General features: G+C 46.2%; 12 protein-coding genes. 5 read left to right on the forward strand and 7 right to left on the reverse strand.

Translation table 11 applies throughout. From position 1 onward, the window contains the following. Window positions 1-266: 266 nt before the first annotated feature. From ACTTJ8_RS05295 to ACTTJ8_RS05305, 3 genes are all read left to right on the forward strand, one after another. The gene (locus ACTTJ8_RS05295) at window positions 267-1,163 is read left to right on the forward strand and encodes a patatin-like phospholipase family protein (RefSeq protein ID WP_442715927.1); all 897 of its coding nucleotides are present in this window, start codon (window positions 267-269) and stop codon (window positions 1,161-1,163) included. Continuing rightward, on the forward strand, window positions 1,160-1,534 hold the full coding sequence (locus tag ACTTJ8_RS05300; protein WP_442718798.1) for a NusG domain II-containing protein: 375 nt from the start codon (window positions 1,160-1,162) through the stop codon (window positions 1,532-1,534). Before ACTTJ8_RS05295 ends, ACTTJ8_RS05300 begins: the two co-directional genes overlap by 4 nt. A gap of 66 nt (window positions 1,535-1,600) precedes the next feature. Beyond that, window positions 1,601-2,494, forward strand: coding sequence for a TatD family hydrolase (locus ACTTJ8_RS05305; protein ID WP_442720542.1), 894 nt, complete (start codon window positions 1,601-1,603; stop codon window positions 2,492-2,494). A gap of 77 nt (window positions 2,495-2,571) precedes the next feature. On the opposite strand, the gene ACTTJ8_RS05310 is transcribed toward ACTTJ8_RS05305, so the two are convergent. From ACTTJ8_RS05310 to ACTTJ8_RS05325, 4 genes are all read right to left on the reverse strand, one after another. Continuing rightward, entirely contained in the window at window positions 2,572-3,393 is an 822-nt protein-coding gene (locus ACTTJ8_RS05310; RefSeq protein WP_442715924.1) for a Cof-type HAD-IIB family hydrolase, read from the reverse strand. Between the two features lie 141 nt (window positions 3,394-3,534). After that, the gene (locus ACTTJ8_RS05315) at window positions 3,535-4,701 is read right to left on the reverse strand and encodes an aminotransferase class I/II-fold pyridoxal phosphate-dependent enzyme (RefSeq protein ID WP_442720543.1); all 1,167 of its coding nucleotides are present in this window, start codon (window positions 4,699-4,701) and stop codon (window positions 3,535-3,537) included. Next, the gene (locus tag ACTTJ8_RS05320) at window positions 4,698-5,180 is read right to left on the reverse strand and encodes an Lrp/AsnC family transcriptional regulator (protein ID WP_442720554.1); all 483 of its coding nucleotides are present in this window, start codon (window positions 5,178-5,180) and stop codon (window positions 4,698-4,700) included. Before ACTTJ8_RS05320 ends, ACTTJ8_RS05315 begins: the two co-directional genes overlap by 4 nt. A 118-nt stretch (window positions 5,181-5,298) precedes the next feature. Further along, window positions 5,299-6,471 (reverse strand): two-component system sensor histidine kinase NtrB, encoded by a 1,173-nt coding sequence (locus tag ACTTJ8_RS05325; RefSeq protein WP_442720544.1) that lies wholly within the window; start codon window positions 6,469-6,471, stop codon window positions 5,299-5,301. 169 nt (window positions 6,472-6,640) lie between these two features. Between ACTTJ8_RS05325 and ACTTJ8_RS05330 the strand changes: the two genes are divergently transcribed. Continuing rightward, the gene (locus tag ACTTJ8_RS05330) at window positions 6,641-8,860 is read left to right on the forward strand and encodes a SpoIIE family protein phosphatase (protein ID WP_442720545.1); all 2,220 of its coding nucleotides are present in this window, start codon (window positions 6,641-6,643) and stop codon (window positions 8,858-8,860) included. A 183-nt stretch (window positions 8,861-9,043) separates the two neighbouring features. Then, on the forward strand, window positions 9,044-11,227 hold the full coding sequence (locus ACTTJ8_RS05335; protein WP_442720546.1) for an endonuclease/exonuclease/phosphatase family protein: 2,184 nt from the start codon (window positions 9,044-9,046) through the stop codon (window positions 11,225-11,227). Window positions 11,228-11,312: 85 nt separating this feature from the next. Here ACTTJ8_RS05335 and ACTTJ8_RS05340 read toward each other — a convergent pair whose 3' ends face one another. The 3 genes from ACTTJ8_RS05340 to ACTTJ8_RS05350 are packed head-to-tail and all read right to left on the reverse strand — an operon-like array spanning window position 11,313 to window position 14,714. Further along, window positions 11,313-12,167: an ABC transporter permease subunit gene (locus tag ACTTJ8_RS05340; RefSeq protein WP_442720547.1), complete on the reverse strand. Its 855-nt coding sequence runs from the start codon at window positions 12,165-12,167 to the stop codon at window positions 11,313-11,315. Further along, window positions 12,164-13,210, reverse strand: coding sequence for an ABC transporter permease (locus tag ACTTJ8_RS05345; RefSeq protein ID WP_442715918.1), 1,047 nt, complete (start codon window positions 13,208-13,210; stop codon window positions 12,164-12,166). The genes ACTTJ8_RS05340 and ACTTJ8_RS05345 overlap by 4 nt, the downstream gene beginning before the upstream one ends. Then, entirely contained in the window at window positions 13,203-14,714 is a 1,512-nt protein-coding gene (locus ACTTJ8_RS05350) for an ATP-binding cassette domain-containing protein (protein ID WP_442720548.1), read from the reverse strand. Before ACTTJ8_RS05350 ends, ACTTJ8_RS05345 begins: the two co-directional genes overlap by 8 nt. Window positions 14,715-14,717: the final 3 nt, after the last annotated feature.

Below are 14,717 nucleotides of genomic sequence, written 5' to 3' on the forward strand. Positions count from 1 at the left end.
CTCTTTCCATCGTACACGGATGTACGATGGAAAGAAACGCATAATCGTTGGTAAGGGTTATCTGTAATTCGTCTTCCATAGCTGGAGAAAGTATAGGACATCGGGATATAAAATGCAATGTGTGGAGTACAGGAGAAAAACACAAAGCGGGGCGGAACATAATTATGAAGAGATAGTACCGCGTACAGCGTTTGAAGGTAGTTATAATGAAGAATCCCTGCACCCTATAGGCGCTGCGCCTCTTTTTTTGTATACTGTGTGCTACTATGAAATGGGCACTTGTATTATCAGGCGGAGGCGCTGCAGGACTTGCCTATATCGGCTTTTTTAAAGCGTTGGAAGAATTACAACTTCCAAAACCGGATTGTATTGTCGGCTGTTCAATGGGATCAATAGTGGGCGGTTTATATGCACTCGGTAAGCCGGTAAAAGAAATGGAAGCTGTATTTGAAAAATCTTTTGATGTAAATAAATATGTCGGCGGAGTACAACTGCCTTTCTTTCGGCATGCACTGCCGCCGCTCATTCAATACGGTACATTACTAACCCGCATGATTTCCAATCCCGGCGCAGATTCCGGAGAAAAAGTACACAAATTCCTTATGGAGCTTTCCGATTGCAAGTCATTCGAGGACTGCGCTATTCCGTTTTTTTGTAACGCCTTTGATTTATGCAGCGGAAAAGAAGTAGTACTTTCGTCCGGGCTTTTAGCGGATGCGATGAGAGCAAGCGCATCATATCCGGGCTTATTTGTTCCGGTCAATGCAGACGGTATGCTCATCGATGCATGCGTAGTGGATAACACGCCGGTCTGGATTGCCCGGGAAAAAGGCTACCGGAATATTCTTGCATTAACATTCGGGGCATTAGAGCCGATGAATGCAGCCGAACTAGATACCTCCCTCGCTGTACTAATGCGGACTCTTGCGTGTACCACGGCGCAGATTCCTGTGCAGCAAAATGAGTACCCCACCGCTTTTATCAATCTGTCAAATGGCAGGTCATCCCGTGATTTTTCCAATCCGAAAAAACAAATAGCATTTGGATACCAAAAAACCATGAATCAAAAAAACTTGTTGCAGCAATTCTTTACTGCAGGGCTAAGGGGAACGCTGCACCGCATGACACTCTGTAAAAAAACCAAGAAGGAGTATGCTGTATGAAGGCTCTGTTCTGGCGGCTCAAAGTCCTTGATTATCTGATTTTTGCAAGTATTATTACCGCTGCGCTCTGGGCCGGCTTCTTCCTCTATGCAGATACCAAGCAAAGCCCTAACTTGATCATAGAAGCTCCGGGCGGAAAGTGGATATACGCCCTTTCCGAACCACGCACTGTTACTATCCCCGGCGCGCTTGGCGCTACAACAATCCGTATTGAAGACAATACTGCGTTCATTCTGGATTCCCCCTGCCCTAACAAGACCTGCATACATGCAGCTGTCCTGAAAAAGAGCGGAGACTGGAATGCCTGTTTGCCGAATAAGGTATTTTTGCATATCGAAGGCAGAGAGTCCGAAGATATTATTATGCATTAGCGCCCAGCCCTGCATTTACCCAAATACACATAGTACAAATAACACAATGGTAAGGAATAAGTAACTATGTATGTTGATGCACACCTGCACAGCGCTGACTATAGCGATTGCTGTACCGAAGCCGGCATACCGGAACAAATACCTCCTGCGGCTGGGTTCTGTTGCTCAGCACATGACCATACCGAATATGAGCGGCACCGGCTGTTTCATCAGTGGAACAATACCGAGAAATCTGTTGTAGCCTTAAACCCTGCCCCCATACTCTTTTCTTTCGGTATTCATCCGCAAAATCCTGTAACCGAAGAGGCGGATTTTCTCTATCACCTTTTAGAAACAAAACAAATTCAAGCTATCGGCGAGTGCGGCTTTGATCTTTTTAATGCCGCATACAAACAAACACTGCCTGCGCAGCAAAAAGTCTGGCAGATGCAAGTACAATGGGCATACAAGTTTCAAGTACCGATTGTCATTCATTGCCGAAAAGCCCTGCCGCTCCTTTTTGCAGAAACAGCACAGCTTAAAAAACTCCCCGCAGTCATCTTTCATGGCTGGGGAGGAAGCCCGCAAGAAGCAGAATCTTTTCTCAAAAAAGGAGTGAATGCATACTTTTCTATCGGCAAGGCGGTACTGCGAGGGCAAAAATCTGTATGTAAGATGGCTGCAGCATTTGACATTGACCGCCTTTTAACGGAAACCGATGCGCCCTATATGCGGCTCAAACGGGAAACATTTTCTCATCCCAGCGACATTATTGCAGTTACGGCACAGTGTGCAAACCTACGGAAAAAGGGCTTTGATGCCTTGCAGCAAACCGCGGGCATACAACAGTATGAATCCAGCGCTGCAGCACTTGCAGACATCAGCTGCGATTCAGATACGGTAAAAGCGTTTACAGACCGCATTGCACATAATTTTCAGCGCGCATTTATGCTATCGGGAACCTCTAAAAACTATACCTGAGTTTTTAGAGGTTCCCGATCATAGCGGCAGCTTGCAACAAACAAAACGGAAAGCAGCTACGGAAATATATTTCGTGCCTAGAGCAGATGCTGTTCCAGAAACCGGGCAATCCCATCTTCGTTGTTGGTAAAATCCGTAACGGCATAGGCACTGTCTTGAATCACTTGCAGTCCGTTTTTCATCGCAATACCGTAACCTACCAGCCGTATCATCGTTTCATCATTCATGCTGTCGCCGAATGCCATCACTGACTGCATTCCAATTCCAAGCATATCTGCAAGCTTTTCCAGAAACTCTCCCTTGCCGGAATGGAGGGGTATTATTTCTAAAAAATACGGCTTACTGGTAAAGAGTACAGCCCGCGTTCCAAAGCGTTTGCGGAATTCAGGTTCCACCGCAGTGATAACTTCAGGATCAGCAGGTATCAACAGCTTATAAACGGTCTTTGTCCGCAGCACTTCCCGATAATCATCAGGAATAATCACTTTCATTTTAGTCAGATGCGAATCCCGGTCGGAATATACCGTCTGCTTTACAATATAAATGGTATCATCAAAATACAGATGGCATGAAAGGTTTTGCGATTCGATATAATCGTAAATTTCAAGCGCAAGCGGCGTATCAAGACAAGCGGTAAGCAGTTCCTGCTGCATATCGGAGGTGAGAATCTGCGCACCGTTATTACAGAGCATGTAACTGTGTATCTTATCCGACCCGATCCGCTGCGTGTATGAATGTACCGACCGGGGACTCCGCCCTGAGGCAAGCACCGGTAATATTCCCTTTTCCATAACCGCTTTCAGTACCGCGACCGTATAGTCGGAAATCGTTAGGTCATCCCGCAGCAGCGTATCGTCCAAGTCCATTGCAATAAGTTTAATATTTTGTATCTTTTCCATAGTAGTACTCAATAGTAATAATCAATCCCCATCGCAGCATACGAACCTGTCCAGTCTGTATGCATAAAATACATTAGGCAATTTGCAAAAAGCTAAAAAAGTCCGGAGTGCTTTTAGACATTCCGTATCACTGCAAGAGACTTACAGCGGCTCATTTTTGAGACACTTACCAATCCGGTCAAGCGCAATGCGTATTTTTGCTATATCAGTTGCATAGCAGCAACGAACAAAGCCTTCTCCGCAAGCACCGAACACATGACCGGGCACTACCGCAACCCGATAGTCGGTAATGAGTTTTACCGCAAACGCTTCAGATGTCAGCCCGGTGCTGCGTATGTCTACAAAAAGATAGAATGCCCCATCAGGCTTTATATACGGCAGATTCATCGCATCAAAGCTCTTCATCATCAAATTACGGCGCTGCCGATAGGAAACCCTCATTTTTTCCACTTCGTCCCAGCCGTTCTCTAAGCCTTCCAAGGCAGCATACTGACTCATAATCGGTGCACAAATTGCCGCATATTGATGGATTTTGTGTATTTGAGCCATCAACTCCTGCGGGCAGGCAATAAACCCGATCCGCCAGCCGGTCATTGCAAATGATTTTGAAAAGCCGTTGAGGATGATGCTGTGATCTTTCATCCCCGGAAAGGAACCGATGGACACGTGCGGCGCTTCGTAATGCAATTCGCAGTAGACTTCATCCGACAAGACCCAAAGCTGATGTTTTTTTACCACCGCTGCTATTTTTTCCAGTTCGTCTGCCGGAATCATAGTACCGGTAGGATTATTCGGGCTACAGATAATCAGCGCCTTGGTTTTCGGCGTAATGAGGGCTTCAATTGCCGCCGCAGTGGGGATAAAATGCGCTGCGGATGTATCTAAACTCACAGCTTTTGCCCGGCATAGTTCCACCAGCGGCTGATATGAAACATAACAAGGCTCAGCGACAATAACCTCATCTCCGGGGTTCAAAATCGAGCGGAATACAATATCAATCGCTTCAGAAACACCGAACGTAATCAGTATCTCATTCTTCGGTGAATAGACAAGATTATAGCGGTTCAAATACTGCGCTATGGCTGTACGGAGCGGTTCAAGCCCCCAGTTTGAAGTATACGAGGTATGACCGCATTCTAAGTGATACCACGCCTCTTCACGCATTGCCCACGGCGTAGTAAAATCCGGCTCCCCTACCCCAAGCGAAATAATATCATCCCTGCCGGCTGCCAGTTCAAAAAAACGGCGGATTCCCGAAGGAGCAATCTCCAAAATAGTATGAGAAAATCTATCGGTACGGTTTATCATGCAGTAATCTCTTCTCGAAGGTCTTTTTTCGGATTGATGTAATAGGTTCCATTTTCCTTATATGTTTTTAAGACAAAGTGTGTACGGGTGCTAATCACACCTTCCAGTGAAGCCAATTTTTCCGAAACAAAAAAGGCAACCTCTTTGAGGTCTTTGCCTTCTACCAACACATGCAAATCGTAGCCCCCAGACATCAGCTGAACAGTCTTTACTTGAGGATACCGGTATATCCGCTCTGCAATGCGGTCAAAACCGTGTTCACGGGCAGGGGCAACCTGAATTTCAATAATTGCAGATACCGTGTCTGCCGTGTTCAGCCGTTCCCGGTTAATAATTGCCGAATATTTTAAAATGATGCCGTCATCTTCCAATTTTTTTATAACAGCACGAACTTCTTCCTCAGACTTACCAACCATTGCAGCAATATCCTGCGGTGTCAGCCGGGCATTATTTTCTAGTAAATCAATGATCTCCTGCATCATTATCCCCCTTACATATTCACTGCTAAACGAGGTATTTTTAATTCACTGCGCGGTATTCTCAAACGGGTAGTATCATACTGAATATTGCATAGTTATACAATGAGGGATTTACGCATTAGGAAGTACTGCGCGCTTCAAGCAGGAGCGGTTTTTCAGTATGCGTAATCGGTAAAATCAACGTAAACCGAGTCCCCTTTCCTTCTTCCGAATGCACTTGAATATCGCCGTTATGCTCCTTCATCACTTTATAGGTCATGGTGAGTCCTAAGCCGCTGCCGTCAGGCTTGGTAGTAAAATACGGTTCAAAAATTTTATGCAGCACATCAGGAGGAATGCCCTTCCCCGTATCGCTGATACTGATATATACTTTATCTTGATCGCAATGGGTTAGAATACTCAAAGTTCCCCCTTGAGGAACCATTGCCGCCTTTGCATTGGTCAGGATATTCATCAGCGCTTGGCGCAAAAAACGCTCATCAGCTTGAATAAGAGGCACAGTATCATCAAGCTCCGAAAAAAATACAACACCGGCACCGGAAAATTCTTCTTGAAACGTCGCAATCAGATTACGGATAAGATCATTGATTTTTACCGGGGCAAATTCACACTGCAAAGGGCGTACCGCAAAGAGAAAATCCACAACAATCTTATTCAAGCGTTCAATTTCTTCTTGCACCACATCCAGATGCTTTTGAGCTTTGGTATTTATTGCTTCCGAACACAGTTTTAAATTTTTCCGTAATAATTGCACATGAATACTGATTGCAGCAAGGGGATTTTTTATTTCATGCGCTACAGCAGCAGCAAGATTGGTTAAACTTGCCAGATTTTCGAGCCGTCTATTGTTGATTTCTTCCCGCTTCCGCTGCGTAATATCTTCAATCGTGATAATAGTACCGCGGACTTTTTTTTCTTTTACCAGCGGAAGTACCGAAAGCTCAATATATTGATTCCCTTCATCGGCAGCGATAACAAATTCTTCGGCAGCCCGCGCTTCTTCATTTTCAATCACTGTATGAATAAAATCGGCAAGATTTGTATCGGATATGGATAACCACAGCGGACGCTCAGGATTCTCTGCAAGCGGAATACCAAGAATCCGGGAGGCAGCCCGATTGGTTTTTACAATGATGTGATTCGAATCTAAAATGATAACCCCATTGGTCAATGAATCCAGCATGGCATCAAAAAGTGCATAATCGTCAGCAATGAGCTGAATAAACGAACGCAGCTGTGCATCATTCATACGGTGCAGCTTCCGCAGTGCCCGGCTCATAAATTCTCTCATAGAAAGAGTATACTATAGATGCGATATTTTATACAGGGGAAGATTGCCGCTGACAAAGCAATTCCTTCAAAGAAAGTCCGTTAAATCTACTTCCTCTAATTGAGTTTTTGATTTATAATACCGATAGGTGTTATAAGAGCTTTTCATAGTATTATGAGCGGGAGCAGCCATGAAAACAAATAAAAATATATTTCAAAATATTGTTACACATAAACCTGCAATAAAATTATGGAGTAGCGTCCGTGTCAAATTCGTCGTCATTATCATCGTATTACTGCTAGCTGTTATTTCAACCCTTGCAGTTTCGGTCGCTATTGCTATTATTCCTCCATACAAAGATTTGCTCTCCAATAGTCTCCTTTTACAAACGAAAATAGTGCTTGATAATCTAGAACAGCGAATGCAGAATCATGTACAGGTACTAAGCAAAGACGATTTTGATCTCTTATTACTCAATCGAGTTGACTTTCCTGAAGCAGAATATGTAGTGATCACCGGTAAGAGTGCCGTTGCACCGCAAGAAGGTATCCAATATGTCCTTGCAACGGATTATCAAGATATAAGTAAAGCCATTAGCACCTACCGCTATGTCCCCGGTGTTTCACAATTTTGTCCCGCCGGCATTGAGGAAATTCTGCAGAAAATGGTATCCATCAATAGTGAGGCTACTACTATTGTACAACAACACACAGCTTCTATGCAAAGTTTGGAGCATGAAATAAAAATACTCGGAAACGAGCGGGAGCCATATTCACTTAACCGGAGGACTGAGCTGCAAGCCAGCATCCGCCAGATAGAAGCAAAATTGCAGGCACGGCTATCAGCACTTGCTAACCAAGGCTTCGGATCATATCCTGATTATTCGGTACAAACCCTTGATCAAAAACAAGATACTTATTTATTTTACAAGCCTATCATTACATATAATCCTCACAAACCTCAAGAAAGCGTTCAGGGAATTATATTTGTAAATGTTTCAGTAAAAGGATTGCTGGAGAAAATCCGCGTTCAGCAAAACAGACTTATCCGCTTAATTATACAAATTTCGCTGGTTGTACTCGTTGTTGCCGTATTGATTGCATGGTTTTTGAGTTCTATTTTTGTGCGTCCGCTCGGTCAGTTAGCAGCGCACGTTGCAATGATCCGTGACACCGATGATAAAGAGCAACTCGCCGGTAAATCGGTTACCGTCACCTCACAGGATGAATTCGGAATGCTCGGTACGACTATTAACGACATGACCGAAAAACTGGTAGCAGCAGCGGCACTGTCAAAAGACTTAAAAGTCGGTAAAGAAATACAAAAAATGTTTATTCCGCTTGATCTCAGCTCTTCCGGTAAAAAACTCACTACGGGAAGCCATCGGGATAATTATTCGGAATTTTTCGGCTACTATGAAGGCGCACATGGTGTTTCCGGCGACTATTTTGACTACCGTAAGCTGGATGCGTACCACTATGCAGTAATCAAATGCGATGTCGCAGGAAAAGGCGTACCGGCAGCTCTTATTATGGTGGAAGTTGCCACACTCTTTCAAAATTACTTCCAGAATTGGAACTATAAACGGGATGGCTACAATCTGAGCAGTATTGTGATGCGTATTAACGATGTTATTGAATCCCACGGATTTGTCGGGCGCTTTGCCGCATTCAGTCTCTGTATCATAAACATGTGTACCGGGGATGCATATTTCTGCAATGCAGGCGATAATGCCGTCCATATCTATGATAACCACGAACGGCGGCTCAAAACTCATACGCTCCGCTCAAGTTCTGCAGCCGGTGCATTTTCCTCCGATTTAGTAAGTTTAAAAGGCGGTTTTCCGGTAGAAAAAATCCACCTTAACTGCGGTGATATTCTCTTTTTATACACTGACGGCATTGAAGAATCCAAACGGAAATTACGATCATCCATCACCAAGCAAAAAGAAAGTATTGAGCAAACGGAATTAAACACACAAGATGAGCATCTGATAGGAAACGACAGCGAAACGCTTGGTCAGGATAGAGTTGAAGCTATTATCGAATCGGTATTTGCACGGAAGACTTTTACTTTAAAAAAGCGGCAAAGCGATTTAATTTACGAACAGCTTGATTTTGATTTTTCTATGTGCAACGGCACCATCGAAGAAGCGGTTATGGCACTTATATCTATAGAAAAGGTCTTTAGAATGTATAAGGACAGTTCAGCACAATCATTCGACTGTGTACAAGTTGATAAAAAGATCGATACATTCCTCAGTAAATATTTTCTACAATATGGCATGTATTGCAATGAAAAAGAGCCGCACCCCATTTACGACGAATATTTCTATTATAGGCAAATCAAAGAAGATATTCAGTACGACGATCTTACCATCCTCGGCATTGCACGGCGCGCCTCCGTCTAATACTTGGCATATACCTCATCAGCACATAGCGACATGGATGTCCATGTACTGATGGCAGGTTTTTGATCATCTCTGCCATAAATGGCGGAACAGCGCCTCTCCTCCTGTATAAACCGTTCTACCCATACCTATCTGCCGCAGCGTTTGCCCTCAATGAAGTTTTTCGCTATACTGTCTCTCGTTATGAAACAATACGGTATAATCTTATTTTTGGGAGTAGTGCTGTTGACTCTGTCGGCATGCTCCAGACCTTCTCCTTCAATGCCGCTGCAAAAGGCGGCTGTTCAGCAAAAACAGAAAGAGGCTGTCCCCCCCAATACTACTGCTGGGCAGCAGTACACTGTTCAGTTCGATCTCAATGGTATTGCCGGACAAGTTCCATCCCCCCAAACCGTTGCAGCGGGGCAATGTGCAGTGCAGCCGCAGCTCCGTACGGCCTTCCGGGAAGAACCGGATGGTAGTGCCTCTGTGCTTTATTGGTCTTCCGACCGCAACGGGAAGGAACGCTTCCGCTTTTCCGAGCCGCTCAATGCAAATACCACCTTATATGCTCATTTTGGTTCTCCCCGGATATACGAAATACAGGGACGCGCCCATGTTTCTCCGCTGGAAGATAAACAGGTAAAAGATGTACAGGGAGTGATAACCGCTATCACCTATTCACGGAAAAAGCCGAACGGTTTTTTTATACAGGATATACAGGGCGATGGAGATGCAGCGACCTCTGACGGAATCTATGTGTATTGCGGTACGGACAGTCCTACCGGAATTGCCGTTCGGCAGCATGTTTCTGTAACAGGAACGGTAAAAGAATATGCCTATAAGCCTAAAAATGGTCCGGTGGAAGATATGCCGCTTACACAAATTGCGCTATCGGAACTGCGCATAATAGAAAACAATAGCCCACTGCCTGCTCCCATAGAAATCACCGCTGCTGATTTGGAAAAACCGGTATTTGTGGATGATCTAAACTCTTTAAATCCTCAATCCGAAGCAATAGATTTTTATGAAAGTTTAGAAGGTATGCGCGTTTGTGTCCGTAATCCGCAGGTTGTTGCCGTTCCTTATAAAGGTACACAGTATCTTGCACCGTCTGATGCACATGGTTTTTCTATTCGTGGCGGTATGATGTACAATAGCTATGCTTCTACAGCGCTGCTTTGCCTCTATCCTAAGAAATGCTTTGCTGATACAGCCTCAATCAATATGCCGAAGCCTGAACCTGCAATCGGCGATGTCTATGCAGGAATGGTTACCGGTGTACTCGATTATGCGTATAGCAAGTATCAAATTGCGCTGACTGACCCGCTGCCTGCTCTTACACGCAAAGCAACAGGAAAAGAGGGCACGCAGCTCATCTCTTCAATACCGTTTGCTGCCGATAAGCTCAATCTTGTGTCCTATAATCTCGAAAATTTTTCCAAGGCAAACACACGGCAATCGCATAGCTCCAAGAAAAGTGCCGAAGAGCGGGCTGCTGCCTTTGCGAATCAGTTTGTCAAGCTGATGCAGGGTCCCGACCTTATCTGTCTGATCGAAGTACAAGATGATAGCGGAGAAAAAGCCGATGACGGTGTAGTGAGCGCCCGCAATACCTTACAGCTGTTAACCGGAGAAATTGAAAAACGGCGGGCAGGACTTCGCTATGAAGCCCTTGTGTTAAACCCGGAAGAAGGACGCGACGGCGGAGCCCCCGGAGCCAACATCCGCTGTGCATATCTGTACCGCAGCGATAGACTGGAGCCGGTTTCCGATCGCGACGGAGATGTAACAAACTCACGGGCTACCACCAAGGCGGAAATTGAAGCTGACGGTTCACGGCTGCTGCAAAATCCGGCACGGCTTGGAGTTGGAGAAGCTGTCTTTAAAAATACCCGTAAATCACTTGTTGCACACTTCCGGTTTAAGGACGGAATAAACGGCGGAAAGGATTTTTTTGTCATCAATAATCACTTTAATTCAAAACGAAGCGACGGAAAAATATGGGGCAGGAGACAGCCGGTACACCGGAGCAGCGAAACAAAACGGCATCAGCAGGCGGAACTCATTGCCTCTTTTATCAGTAGTATTACTGCAGTCCGTCCCGGTGCAGCTATTATCTCTGTCGGGGACTACAACGATTTTTGGTTTTCTCAGACTATCGGGATTTTTAAACGTGCCGGTATGAAAAATGCCATCGAAGTGCTGCCGGAAAACAATCGGTATACGTATGTGTATGACGGGCATTCGCAAACCCTCGACAATATTTTAGTTACCGATAACGTACACATTGATATGGCGGAAGTATTGCATATCAATGCCGAATTACCGGCAAAAGAACGGCTTTCCGATCATGATCCTGTGTTTGTGCAGTTGAGCTGGCTGTAAGGTTTCCAGTACGCCGCATTTCCCCGTTGATTCTACACGGCAGCTGTTGGCAGCTGTTATCCTACAGACACAGCTAAATAGCTGCTTATGCTGCCCTGTATCTCCACAACCTGATAATCAGTCTTTCGGTGATAATCAAAAAGAGCCCGAGGAGAAAGGGCAATCCGATCAGCAAGGCGGGATGTTCCATACCGATTTGCGCCGCTGCAATAATGTTCTCCACGTAGGTAAAAAGCAGGGCTGTACAGACGGTTCCGATGACGGAACGCCCGCCCGCATAAGCAAGCACGAGTGCTATCCAGCCCTTGCCGGCGCTCTGATTCGAGACAAATGCGCCGAGTTGTAGGGAAAGCAGGCATCCCGCAAGCGCTGCCGCCGCTCCGGATATACCCATTGCCGCGATTTTCAGCCGTACCGTATGCACGCCGACCGACTCTAAAAAGAGCGTATCTTTACCCAGTATTTTGATCCGTAAGCCGGTTTTGGTATAGCGGCAAAAGAGGGCAAGTCCCAGACCGGTTAAAACAGCCAACGTTGCGCTGGCTGTTTTGATGAGCTGCGGCTGAAGCAGCAGCTCTGGCGGCAGCGTAACAATACTCCGATTACCGAAAAACCGTGTGCTCAGTATGGACACAACCCCTGCAGCTGACAGGTTAATAGCAAGCCCCAGAATATAGATATTCGCCTTGCGGCTCAAAGAAAGATAGGCAATAAGCATACTTAAACCTGCACCCAGAACCAGCGCGGCGGTAAACGCAGGAAACAGTCCGGCAAGGCTTTCGTGTAATAAGATGCCGCTGATACCGGTAAATGCACCCAGCAGCATCAGCCCTTCAATACCGACATTCAGCAGCCCTACATATTCAGATACAAGGGCAGCGCAGGCAGCGATGAGCAGCGGAGCTGTTTGTGCCAAAAGAGAAATACACGCAGCTATCATACTTTTTTTCTCCCTTTCTTTGACTGAAAAAAATTCACGGTTATCAGCACAAAGGCAACACCCTGTACAATAGAAGAAAGATCAAAAGATGTACTGGTTTGAATCATCGCTGCCTTGCCGCCTGCTTCCATCCACGCAAAGAAGAGCGCGCCAAAAACGGCTCCGAGAGGATGATTCCGTCCAATAAGGGCTGCGGAGATACCGCTCCATCCGAGTCCTGCTGTAATTCCTGCATACATATAGTGCCGGGAACCATATATGCTAAAGGCTCCTGCAAGTCCGTGACATGCTGCACCCAAAATGAGCGCAGCCGAAGAAACAATGCCGGTTTTAATACCTTGAGACTGTGCAAAAGCACGGTTATTGCCGGTTATCTCCAGTTCATACCCATAGCGGGTGCGTTTCAGCATCCAAAAAAAGACCGCAGCAGTGACTATAGTAAACACAATACTGCCGTTCAAGGTAGAAGGCTGTAAAAACGAGGGGAAGTACCACGTTTCAGCTGTGTATGGGGTTGCCATCAAATTACTCAAAGGGTCTCGAAAAATATCGTTGACGCTGTAATCGATAAGCGGTATAAGCGCAGATGAAAGAAGATAGGTACTGATAAGCTCTGTAATGGAAAGAAATTGTTTGAGAGCTGCCGAAATAAGCCCTAAAAGCCCGGCGCCGGCAGCAGCGAGGAGGCATCCGGCAATAAGCCCGAACGGCTGCGGCAGCTGAGGTGTCAGCAATGCAAACTCTACTGCGATAAATGCAGCAAGGTACGCCTGTCCCTCACCGCCAAGGTTAAAGAAACCCGCCTTTGCAGGGAGGATAAAGCCGAGTGCGCAGAGCAAAATCAGAGACGCATTATCAATCATATTCCCTAAATAAAAGGAATGTGTAAATGGCGAAACAAAGAAGGCAAACAGGGTATCAAGCGGCTCCTCACTCTGGATTGCTAAACACAAGGCTGCTGCTGCCGCACTTGCGGTAACAGAGAGAATACTATTTAGCAGCGGAGCTGCCTTTTTTATGGATTGTTCTAAACGGTTATTCATGAGCGGTAGCCTGCATCATTGCGGTGATTAAAGCGGAGCGGTTATAGGCAGAACGTTCCATACAGCGGATAACAGCGCCGCGGTATAATACATGAATGCGGTCGCAGGTTTCAAGGGCTGCATCGGCATCAGAGGTTAATACAATCACCGCGGCACCGTTTGCGGCAAGTGTACGGAGCCGCTGCAGCAACACGAGCTGTACTTTCCGGTCAAGCCCCCAGTAGGGTTCGGCACAAATAACGAGCTTAGGTTCAGGATTATCAAGTTCACGGCTGAAAATGAGCTTTTGGATCATCCCTCCTGATAAACTCAGTACTGAATCGTTCCATGAGCGGGGAATGTCAAAGGAACAGCGGCGCTGCCATGCTGTTACTGCTTTTTTTGAGAAAATACCGTAGCGGTATAAGAGGGCGCGTGCGCGGATATAGAGGTTTTTCGCGATACTATACCGATCTGCAATGCCGTTTCTCATCCGCTTACTGGGAATATACGCGTAGTCCTTGCGGGGAATATGGGTGAGCGGCTGCCCGTTAAACGTAAGCGTTCCGCGATCCGACGTTATGGTGTTGACGAGTACATACTCAAGCAGTTCCAGCCCCTGCTTTTTTATCCCGACTACGCCGGTAATACTGCCGCAGGGTGCTGCAAGCGAAAAATCCGAAAAACGAATACCTTTTCCATTGACCGCCGCAATATGGGAAAGCACTAATCCTTCCGCGGATGGCGGCTTTGCTGAATATGCCTCACCGGTGTGTACTTCTGCATCTTCCACTGCTTTTGAGCCGAATATATCCTCCAGCAATGTTTCAGCAGTGATACCGGGAGTGATGGGGCAGCTTCTGACCGTTTTCCCGTTACGGAGAATGTGCACGGTGTTCATAAAGGCGAGTACTTCTTGAATGCGGTGGGTTACCACAATTACGCACACACCTTGATCCGCAAGCCTGCGGAGAATACCGTAAAGCTGCGTAATTTCCTGCGGGCTAAACGAGGCGGAAGGCTCATCCAAGCAAAACACGGAAGGCTTTTTTAAAAGCGCTTCACCGATTGCCGCCCAATGGAGTTGAGATGTATCGAGGGTTCCTGCTTTTTGGGCGAGGGGGAGGCTGATGCCATAGACTGCAAGCGCCTCCTGAACGGCTGCGGCTGTCCTTTCAGGCATAATCACCGAGGCAGACAGTTGTTTTGCCGTATGCAGCCCGATAACAAGGTTTTCCCATACCGTCAGCTCTGCGGAAAGCTGCGGATGCTGCGGCACCAGTACTAGTCCTTGGCGAATACCGTCAGCCGCTGATTGTAACGTCAGCAGCTCATTATTATACCGCATCAATCCGCTGTCAGGCTGAAGATGCCCGGTACAAAGCCGGGCAAGGGTTGATTTTCCTGCTCCGTTTTCTCCTAACAGTGCATGAATTTTACCCGGCTCAAACTGAAGACTTACCTCATCAACAGCGGTGATCCCGTTTTCAGGAAAGGTAAAGGTCAGTTTTTCAAGGGAAAGCACAAG

This window comes from Treponema sp. (assembly GCF_052169735.1).
Lineage (GTDB): Bacteria > Spirochaetota > Spirochaetia > Treponematales > Treponemataceae > Treponema.

Excerpts from the sequence above, each read along its gene's own strand:
- ACTTJ8_RS05295 (WP_442715927.1), top strand. The coding sequence starts at position 267 with ATGAAATGGGCACTTGTATTATCAGGCGGAGGCGCTGCAGGACTTGCC.
- ACTTJ8_RS05300 (WP_442718798.1), top strand. The coding sequence starts at position 1,160 with ATGAAGGCTCTGTTCTGGCGGCTCAAAGTCCTTGATTATCTGATTTTT.
- ACTTJ8_RS05305 (WP_442720542.1), top strand. The coding sequence starts at position 1,601 with ATGTATGTTGATGCACACCTGCACAGCGCTGACTATAGCGATTGCTGT.
- ACTTJ8_RS05310 (WP_442715924.1), bottom strand. The coding sequence starts at position 3,393 with ATGGAAAAGATACAAAATATTAAACTTATTGCAATGGACTTGGACGAT.
- ACTTJ8_RS05315 (WP_442720543.1), bottom strand. The coding sequence starts at position 4,701 with ATGATAAACCGTACCGATAGATTTTCTCATACTATTTTGGAGATTGCT.
- ACTTJ8_RS05320 (WP_442720554.1), bottom strand. The coding sequence starts at position 5,180 with ATGCAGGAGATCATTGATTTACTAGAAAATAATGCCCGGCTGACACCG.
- ACTTJ8_RS05325 (WP_442720544.1), bottom strand. The coding sequence starts at position 6,471 with ATGAGAGAATTTATGAGCCGGGCACTGCGGAAGCTGCACCGTATGAAT.
- ACTTJ8_RS05330 (WP_442720545.1), top strand. The coding sequence starts at position 6,641 with ATGAAAACAAATAAAAATATATTTCAAAATATTGTTACACATAAACCT.
- ACTTJ8_RS05335 (WP_442720546.1), top strand. The coding sequence starts at position 9,044 with ATGAAACAATACGGTATAATCTTATTTTTGGGAGTAGTGCTGTTGACT.
- ACTTJ8_RS05340 (WP_442720547.1), bottom strand. The coding sequence starts at position 12,167 with ATGATAGCTGCGTGTATTTCTCTTTTGGCACAAACAGCTCCGCTGCTC.
- ACTTJ8_RS05345 (WP_442715918.1), bottom strand. The coding sequence starts at position 13,210 with ATGAATAACCGTTTAGAACAATCCATAAAAAAGGCAGCTCCGCTGCTA.